This window comes from Corallococcus llansteffanensis (assembly GCF_003612055.1).
GTDB lineage: Bacteria > Myxococcota > Myxococcia > Myxococcales > Myxococcaceae > Corallococcus > Corallococcus llansteffanensis.
Window position 1 is genome coordinate 1 of sequence record NZ_RAWB01000543.1, and the last position, 6,759, is coordinate 6,759.

The 6,759-nt window shown below is 71.2% G+C and carries 6 protein-coding genes; 4 read left to right on the plus strand and 2 right to left on the minus strand.

What is annotated here, in order from left to right; all coding sequences use genetic code 11:
• On the minus strand, window positions 1–1,193 hold a 1,193-nt coding region (locus D7V93_RS34525; RefSeq protein ID WP_208723251.1), incomplete at its 3' end, for a sigma 54-interacting transcriptional regulator.
• 77 nt (window positions 1,194–1,270) lie between these two features.
• On the opposite strand from D7V93_RS34525, the gene D7V93_RS34530 reads away from it, so the two are divergent.
• A complete protein-coding gene (locus D7V93_RS34530; protein ID WP_120647425.1) occupies window positions 1,271–2,290 on the plus strand; it encodes an ATP-grasp domain-containing protein in 1,020 nt (339 codons plus the stop codon).
• Window positions 2,291–2,477: 187 nt separating this feature from the next.
• Window positions 2,478–3,149, plus strand: a complete 672-nt coding sequence (locus tag D7V93_RS34535; protein ID WP_120647426.1) for a DsbA family oxidoreductase — start codon at window positions 2,478–2,480, stop codon at window positions 3,147–3,149.
• Window positions 3,150–3,222: 73 nt separating this feature from the next.
• Here the strand turns inward: D7V93_RS34535 and D7V93_RS34540 are convergent, their stop codons facing one another.
• Window positions 3,223–4,209: an RING finger protein gene (locus tag D7V93_RS34540; protein ID WP_120647427.1), complete on the minus strand. Its 987-nt coding sequence runs from the start codon at window positions 4,207–4,209 to the stop codon at window positions 3,223–3,225.
• A 190-nt stretch (window positions 4,210–4,399) separates the two neighbouring features.
• Here D7V93_RS34540 and D7V93_RS34545 point away from each other — a divergent pair, with 190 nt between their 5' ends.
• On the plus strand, window positions 4,400–5,425 hold the full coding sequence (locus tag D7V93_RS34545; RefSeq protein WP_120647428.1) for a hypothetical protein: 1,026 nt from the start codon (window positions 4,400–4,402) through the stop codon (window positions 5,423–5,425).
• Window positions 5,426–5,648: 223 nt separating this feature from the next.
• Window positions 5,649–6,491 carry a carboxypeptidase regulatory-like domain-containing protein gene (locus tag D7V93_RS34550; RefSeq protein WP_120647429.1) on the plus strand — a complete coding sequence of 281 codons (843 nt, stop codon included), beginning with the start codon at window positions 5,649–5,651 and terminating at the stop codon, window positions 6,489–6,491.
• Window positions 6,492–6,759: the final 268 nt, after the last annotated feature.

The following is a 6,759-nucleotide window of genomic DNA, read 5'->3' on the forward strand; positions in this document are numbered from 1 at the left end:
AGGTGGGAGGGCAATATCTCCTCGCCCTCGGAGAAGGTCAGCACGTGGGAGAGCACGTTCATCAGCTCGCGCACGTTGCCGGGCCACGCGTAGGCCATCAGCAGGCCCAGGGCCTCCGCGGAGAAGCGCTTGCGGCCGTGCTTGTCCACCACCTCCGGCTCCGCCAGGGCCTGCTTGAGGATGAGCGGGATGTCGTCGCGGCGCTGGCGCAGGGGCGGCAGCTGGATGTTGATGACGGACAGGCGGAAGTAGAGGTCCTCCCGGAAGTTGCCCGCGGCGATCTCCTTCACCAGGTCCCGGTGGGTCGCGGCGATGACGCGCACGTCCACTTCGATGACGTCGTTGCCGCCCACCCGGCGCACCTCGCGGTTCTCCAGCACGCGCAAGAGCTTGGGCTGCAGGTCCAGGCGCAGCTCGCCCAGCTCGTCCAGGAAGATGGTGCCGCCCTGCGCGCGCTCGAAGGCGCCGGGGCGGCCGGACACCGCGCCGGTGAAGGCGCCCTTCTCATGGCCGAACAGCTCGCTCTCGATGAGGTTGGGGGGAATGGCGCCGCAGTCCAGCACCACCAGGGGGCCCTTCTTGCGGCCGGACAGCTCGTGGATGGCGGTGGAGACCAGCTCCTTGCCGGTGCCCGTCTCGCCCTGGATGATGACGGACACGTCCATGGGCGCGATGCGCTTGATGAGCCCGAACACCTGGCGCATCTTCACGCTCTGGCCCACCATGCCGCACAGCTCGCCCTCGCGGTCGGGCTCCACCGCGCCCTCCTCGTCCAGCGGCGCGAAGGTGATGACGGAGGAGCCGGCGCGGATCTGCGAGCCCGGGGACAGGTAGGCCCGCTCGATGCGCCGGCCGTCCAGGAAGGTGCCGTTGGTGGAGTTCAGGTCCACCAGCAGGTAGCCGCGCTCGGTGTGCTGGACCTCGAAGTGGTGGCGGCTCGCCGTGCGGTCCTCCACCAGCACCAGGTCGTTGCCCGGGTGGGCCCCGCAGCGCAGCCGCTCCTTGTCGCTGGCCATGGAGCGCCCGGTGTCCGGCCCCGACGTCACCAGCAGCCGGCACTTGTGGAGCTTCAGGGTGGCGCGCGGATCCACCACCAGCGTCTCCCCGAGCAGGGGGGACTGGGACGACAACTCGAGGCCGACATCGCCTGGATTCGTATGGATGTCGTCGGGATGCGGGTTGGAGGCGGTCATCAGTGAACGTGAGGATAGCAAAGGGCGCCCACCCGCCATGCCTGACAGCCGGTGCGTGCTAGTGTCCCGCGCCCCGCATGCCCCCCCGAAAAGCGAAGTCGAAGAAGGCGCCCGTCACGCCTGGAGCACAGGCACCCGAGCGTGGCGACGCACCGCGTCCGCGACGTCCCCGCGCGAAGAAGACCGTGGCCATCCTCTCCCGGAAGCGCTCGCTGTACTCCACGCGCCGGCTGGTGGAGGCCATCAAGGCGCGAGGGCACCGGGCGCTCGTCTTCGACACGCTGCGCTGCTGCCTGATGCTGGCCCAGGGCCGGCCCCGCATGACGTACCGCGGGGCGGAGGTGCGGGGCGTGGACGTGGTCATCCCTCGCATTGGCGCGTCCATCACCGCGTACGGCCTCGCCGTGGTGAACCACTTCGAGATGATGGACGTGCCGGTGCTCAACCCGCCCACCGCCATCGCGCGCAGCCGCGACAAGCTGCGCGCGCTCCAGTTCCTCGCCCGCGCGGGTCTGGACATGCCCCGGACGGTGATGGCCCATGACCGCGGCAACGTGCGCAAGCTGGTGCAGGAGGTGGGGGGCCTGCCCGTCATCATCAAGCTGATCAAGGGCACCCAGGGCGTGGGCGTGATGATCGCCCACACGCTGCCGGAGGTGCAGACCATCCTCGACACCTTCTGGGACCTGGGCCAGGAGATCGTCCTCCAGGAGTTCGTCGCGGAGAGCGAGGGCCGCGACGTGCGCGCGCTGGTGGTGGGCGACACGGTGGTGGGCGCCATGCGCCGCAAGGCGAAGAAGGGTGAGTTCCGCTCCAACATCCACCGCGGCGGCGAGGGCCGCGCCATCGTCCTGCCCCCCGCCTATATGGAGGCCGCGGTGAAGGCCGCGCGCATCATCGGGCTGGAGGTCGCGGGCGTGGACATGCTCGAGGGCCGCGAGGGCCCGCGCCTGATGGAGATCAACTCCAGCCCCGGCTTCGAGGGCCTGGAGGGCGCCACGGGCCAGGACATCGCCGGGACCATCGTGGAACACGCGCTGGTGTACGCGGGGACCCGGGCCGGGGCGCTGCTCGCGCGGGCGGGTCGCGCGTCGTAAACGCGCGCGAAAGCAGGCACGCGGGCGCGGATCCGCGCTTGCCCGCCTGCTTCATGGCGTGCGTGCGAAGGCTCACGGTGCGCACGGTGCCTCGCATGCTCTTCAAGAATGCGGGAATGCCAACGGGCGCGGATTGTCCGGGGGTGTTGGCAGCGACGGGGATGCGCCTCTAATCTGGCAACCCCCGATGAAAACGCTGCACAAGCCGCTGCAGATCACCGTCTACCAGGATGTGTTGTGCTCCTGGTGCTACCTCGCCGACCTGCGGTTGGACGTGCTTCGCCAGGAGTTCGGCGAAGCCGTCCGCTGGAGCGTGCGGCCCTACCCGCTGCGGCTGCACGACGTGCTGCCCACGGAGCGCGAAGTGCGCGGATTGGTGGAAGAGGTGAAGCGCGCGCAGCGCGAAGCCGAACCCACCGCCGCGCTGCTCTCCACGGACCTGTGGCTGGGGGGAGACCCACCCCGCTCCAGCGTGCCGGCCCTGGCGGCGCTGGAAGCCGCGAGGTTGCAGGGACCGCAGGCGAGAGCCTTCCTCGCGCGCGCCATGCAGCGCGCGGCGCTGGAGCAGGGCGTCAACGTGTCCCGCTCGGACGTGGTGTTCGAGCTCGCATCGCGCGTGGGCCTGTCCATGAACCAGTTCTCCGCGGCCTTCCGCTCCGAGGAGACGCGCCGGCTCATCTACGACGAGCACCGGCTGGCCGGCAGCCGCGGCGTGAGGGGCGTCCCCACGCTCGTCATCGGCGGCCGCTGGATGTTGTGCGGCCTGCGTGAGCTCACCGAGTACCGCGAGCACATCCTCGCGTGCCTCGGCAAGGTGACCACGCCCCGCTCCGGCTCCTCCGAGCGGCTGGTGCACTGAAAAAAGCCGTCCCCCACCCCGCGCGCCTTCGTTCCCGAAGAAGGCGCGCGAGAGGAACGCGGGGACACGCCTTTCAGCCCGGCGGCGCTCCGAAGCCCTCGTCCGACCGGGGGCGCAGCGCCAGGTACATCCCCGCGATGAGCAGCTGGCCCAGCCCCATGGCGGGGATGAGGCCCACGCAGCACGCGATGAGGCCCCCGATCATCAGAACGGCCGTGATGAGGCCCACGCCCAGCATGGCGAGGCGCTGTCCCCGGGCGAGCTCCCAGCAGCGCCGCAGCAACGCCAGAGGCGACGGCGGCACCTCTTCGTACGTGAGCTCCGGCTGGACGAAGTACAGCGGGAGCAGCACGTAGACGAGCGGGAACAGCATCACCACCGACAGCAACGCCACGACGCCCAGGACGGGCCCCAGGAGGTTCATCACCTCGCTGCTCGACGCGTCCGCGGACAGGCCGCTCATGGCCCCGGTGCCCAGGACCGCCAGGAACCCCAGCATCCCCACGATGATCATCGGCACCACCACGATGGCGAAGATGACGAGCAGCGTGAGCAGGTAGGGAATCACCTTGTGCATCTGGCTGAAGAGGCGCGCCACGTCCGCGCGCCCGCCTTGCAGCACGTCGAAGCACACGCGCAGCAGGCCCAGCTGCACCAGCCCCTGCACCACGAGCTGGGCCAGGAAGCCCGCGCCGCCCAGCACGCCGATGAGCACGGGGCTGTCCGCCGCCGCGCCAATGCCCAGGCCCACGTTGACCAGCAGCTGCGAGCCGCCGGACACGCCCAGGCTGATCAACACCGCGAGCGACAGCATGCCCCACTCGCGCTGGAAGGCCGCCCAGCACACGTCCCACAGCGCGCTGACGCTCCAGTTGTCCCGGTGGAGCGGGAACGTCAGGCCATGGCGCTCCCGGCAGGTGGGGCAGCGCGAGGAGGTGCCCCCCTCGCTGCACGTGTCGCACATGAAGTTGCCGCACCGCGCGCAGGTGCCCGTGGCGCCCCGCAGGGGGTGCAGCGCGCAGGTCGGCCCCGCCCCCCTTCCGAAATCCGTGTCCGACATCCGTGTCTCTCTCCCAAGCGCGGGCCCCGGAGGCCGCGCCTCCCACGTCATATCAGCGGGCGCCCTCCCCCTCCTTGCGGGCAGACGGACGTCCGGGATGAATTAATGGGGCGCCGGGCCGTCATTGGGGGCAGAGAGGTTGCGGAGCGGGACGCTTTGGGGGTCCACTTCCGCGCCAGGAGATTTCCTCATGAACCGCTTGCTCGCCCTGGTCGTCCCCGTGGCCCTGCTGATGGGGACCGGCTGTGTCGTGGAGGCCCACTCCCACCGTCCCGTCCGCCGCGTGGCCTATGTCGAGCCCGTGGCGCAGTACCGGTTCGCCGGCGCGCACCCCGTCCCCGACGACTACGGCGGCGGGTGGTGCCCGGAGGACTACGGCCACGTCCACGACTACCAGCCGCCCCAGACGTCCTACGTCTACACGGACGACGTCTACTACTACCAGGGCCCGACGGTCGTCTGGTACTGGGACTACCACCCGGTCCCCAACGGCAGCTACTGCAGCTTCCACGGGCGCCACTCGCACGACTTCTACCCGCATGGCTCATGGGGCGGCGGGTACTCGTATGACCGCGGCAGCCGCGGCTACCGGTGGGACCGGAGCCACGCGGCCTCCGCCGGGAACGTCCGCTACAACTCCGGCCCCTCGCGGCCCTCGCAGCCCCCGAGCCACGGAAGCACCAACGTGGGCCGCCGTCCTCCTCCGGGCGGCAATGGCACCGGCGCCCGTCCTCCCAGTGGCTCCAGCAATGGCTGGGGTCGCAGCAACGCCGCCCCCCCCGCGAGCAGCTCGCGTGACAACGACGACAACAACAAGGGCGGCTGGGGCACCCCGGGCAGCAAGGGCCGGGACGACGACAACGACAGCCCCCGTGGCAACAGCAGCAGCGGAAGCAGCAGCGGCAACGGCGGCTGGGGCAACAGCGGCAGCGGCCGGAGCAGCGGCAGCAGCACCGGGAGCAGCAGCGGCGGAAGCAGCAGCGGCAGCGACCGGAGCAGCGGCAGCAGCGGCGGGAGCAGCAGCGGCAACGGCGGCTGGGGCAGCGGCGGCGGCCGGAGCAGTGGCGGCAGCAGCGGGAGCGGCAGCAGCGGCAGCAGCGGCAGCGGCAGCAGCGGGCGGAGCAGTGGCAGTGGCAGCGGCGGCTGGAACACGGGCAAGAGCTCCGGTTCCTCCAGCAACAGCAGCAGCAGGAGCGGGAACGGGACGCGCTGGTAGGCGCTCCAACCTCCTCCCGTCTTCCCGTGCAGGAACCCCGGCACCGGGCGCGGCCTTCCGCCACCAGCGGAGGCAGGCTCCCGGTGCCGACGTGTTTTCAACACCCCGGGCCCGCGACGTCGCGCGCACCCGGCCCTCCAGCGCACCGCGGCGTCCTCCAGGGGACGGACCGGACCCCGGAACGGATTGCGATCGCGGCGGACCGTGACGATGTTGCGCCCCGATGAAACACTTCATTCGGGCGGCGGGTGGTGCCGTGCTCGGGCTGGTGGCACTGGCCTGTGGCGACGGCGGCTTCACACCGGACCCTGGCGTGCGGACCGAGGACGCCGAGGCCGTGGATCTGGAGAACCTTCGCATCCTCGTCAGCGGGCAGGCTGCGGTGTTCCCGGAGGCCGTGGGCCGGGGAGAGCCCGCGCTGGCCGGGATGGCGCTGAGCGTGGAGGAGCCGCTGCGCGTGGCCGTCAATGACGCGGCCGCCACCTTCGGCACGGGAGAGGTGTCGGAGGACGGCACCTTCCGCGTCACCGACGTGCCCGTGCGCGACATCCACCAGGGGCTCGCGGTGGGCCTCGCGCACGAAGGCCTCGTGCGCAGCAGCACCCTCGTCTACGACACCGCCTTCACCGGCACCCGTCCGCGCACGGACATCATCGACGCGAAGGCGTGGGCCCTGCCCGTCGCCTTCGTGGAGCAGCTGGGCGCAGCCGTGGGCGAGCCCCGCCTCCGGGGCCTCACCGGGGACCAGGCCTCCAGCCTGGCCGCCGCGGGCTTCGTGCTCGGGCGCGTGGTGGACCTCCAGGGCCAGCCCGTGAGCGGCGTGCGCGTGGCGCTCGACCGCGCCGAGCTGGCGGAGCGTCTCTACTACCCCTCCGAGGACCTCGCGTCCGTGAACCAGGCGGGCACCGCGTCCCACGGCCTGTTCCTCTACGTGCACTCCGCTTCCGGCGTGGAGTCCTTCCAGCTGTCCGTGGAGGGCTCGGACACCTACGTGCCTCGCAACGTGGACGCGGGCCCCGGCCTGGGCGTCGTGCTCACCGTGTATCCGGGACGCTACGCGCCGTAGTCGCCCTCGATACGGCCCCGCCGGCCCTTGTTCCTGAGGTCCTGAAAAGTCGGACATCCCTGTCCTCTTTGGACAATGGGACGGCCCTGGCGTCGCATTGCCCGAGCGGCCCGCGGCGCGTGATGTTGTGGCAAGATGCAGTGCTGGCGTTCCGGGGGGGCGCGGACAATGAGCGGCGGTTCCATGCCACGAAGCACGGCGTTGGTCCGTGCCCTTGCGCGAAGCGCCGCGGCCGCTGCCTGCCTCGTGGGGCTGCTCGTGTGGGTGG

What these genes read in the sequence shown, in the direction of transcription:
- D7V93_RS34530 (WP_120647425.1), top strand. Translation starts at nt 1,271, where the DNA reads ATGCCCCCCCGAAAAGCGAAGTCGAAGAAGGCGCCCGTCACGCCTGGA.
- D7V93_RS34535 (WP_120647426.1), top strand. Translation starts at nt 2,478, where the DNA reads ATGAAAACGCTGCACAAGCCGCTGCAGATCACCGTCTACCAGGATGTG.
- D7V93_RS34540 (WP_120647427.1), bottom strand. Translation starts at nt 4,209, where the DNA reads ATGTCGGACACGGATTTCGGAAGGGGGGCGGGGCCGACCTGCGCGCTG.
- D7V93_RS34545 (WP_120647428.1), top strand. Translation starts at nt 4,400, where the DNA reads ATGAACCGCTTGCTCGCCCTGGTCGTCCCCGTGGCCCTGCTGATGGGG.
- D7V93_RS34550 (WP_120647429.1), top strand. Translation starts at nt 5,649, where the DNA reads ATGAAACACTTCATTCGGGCGGCGGGTGGTGCCGTGCTCGGGCTGGTG.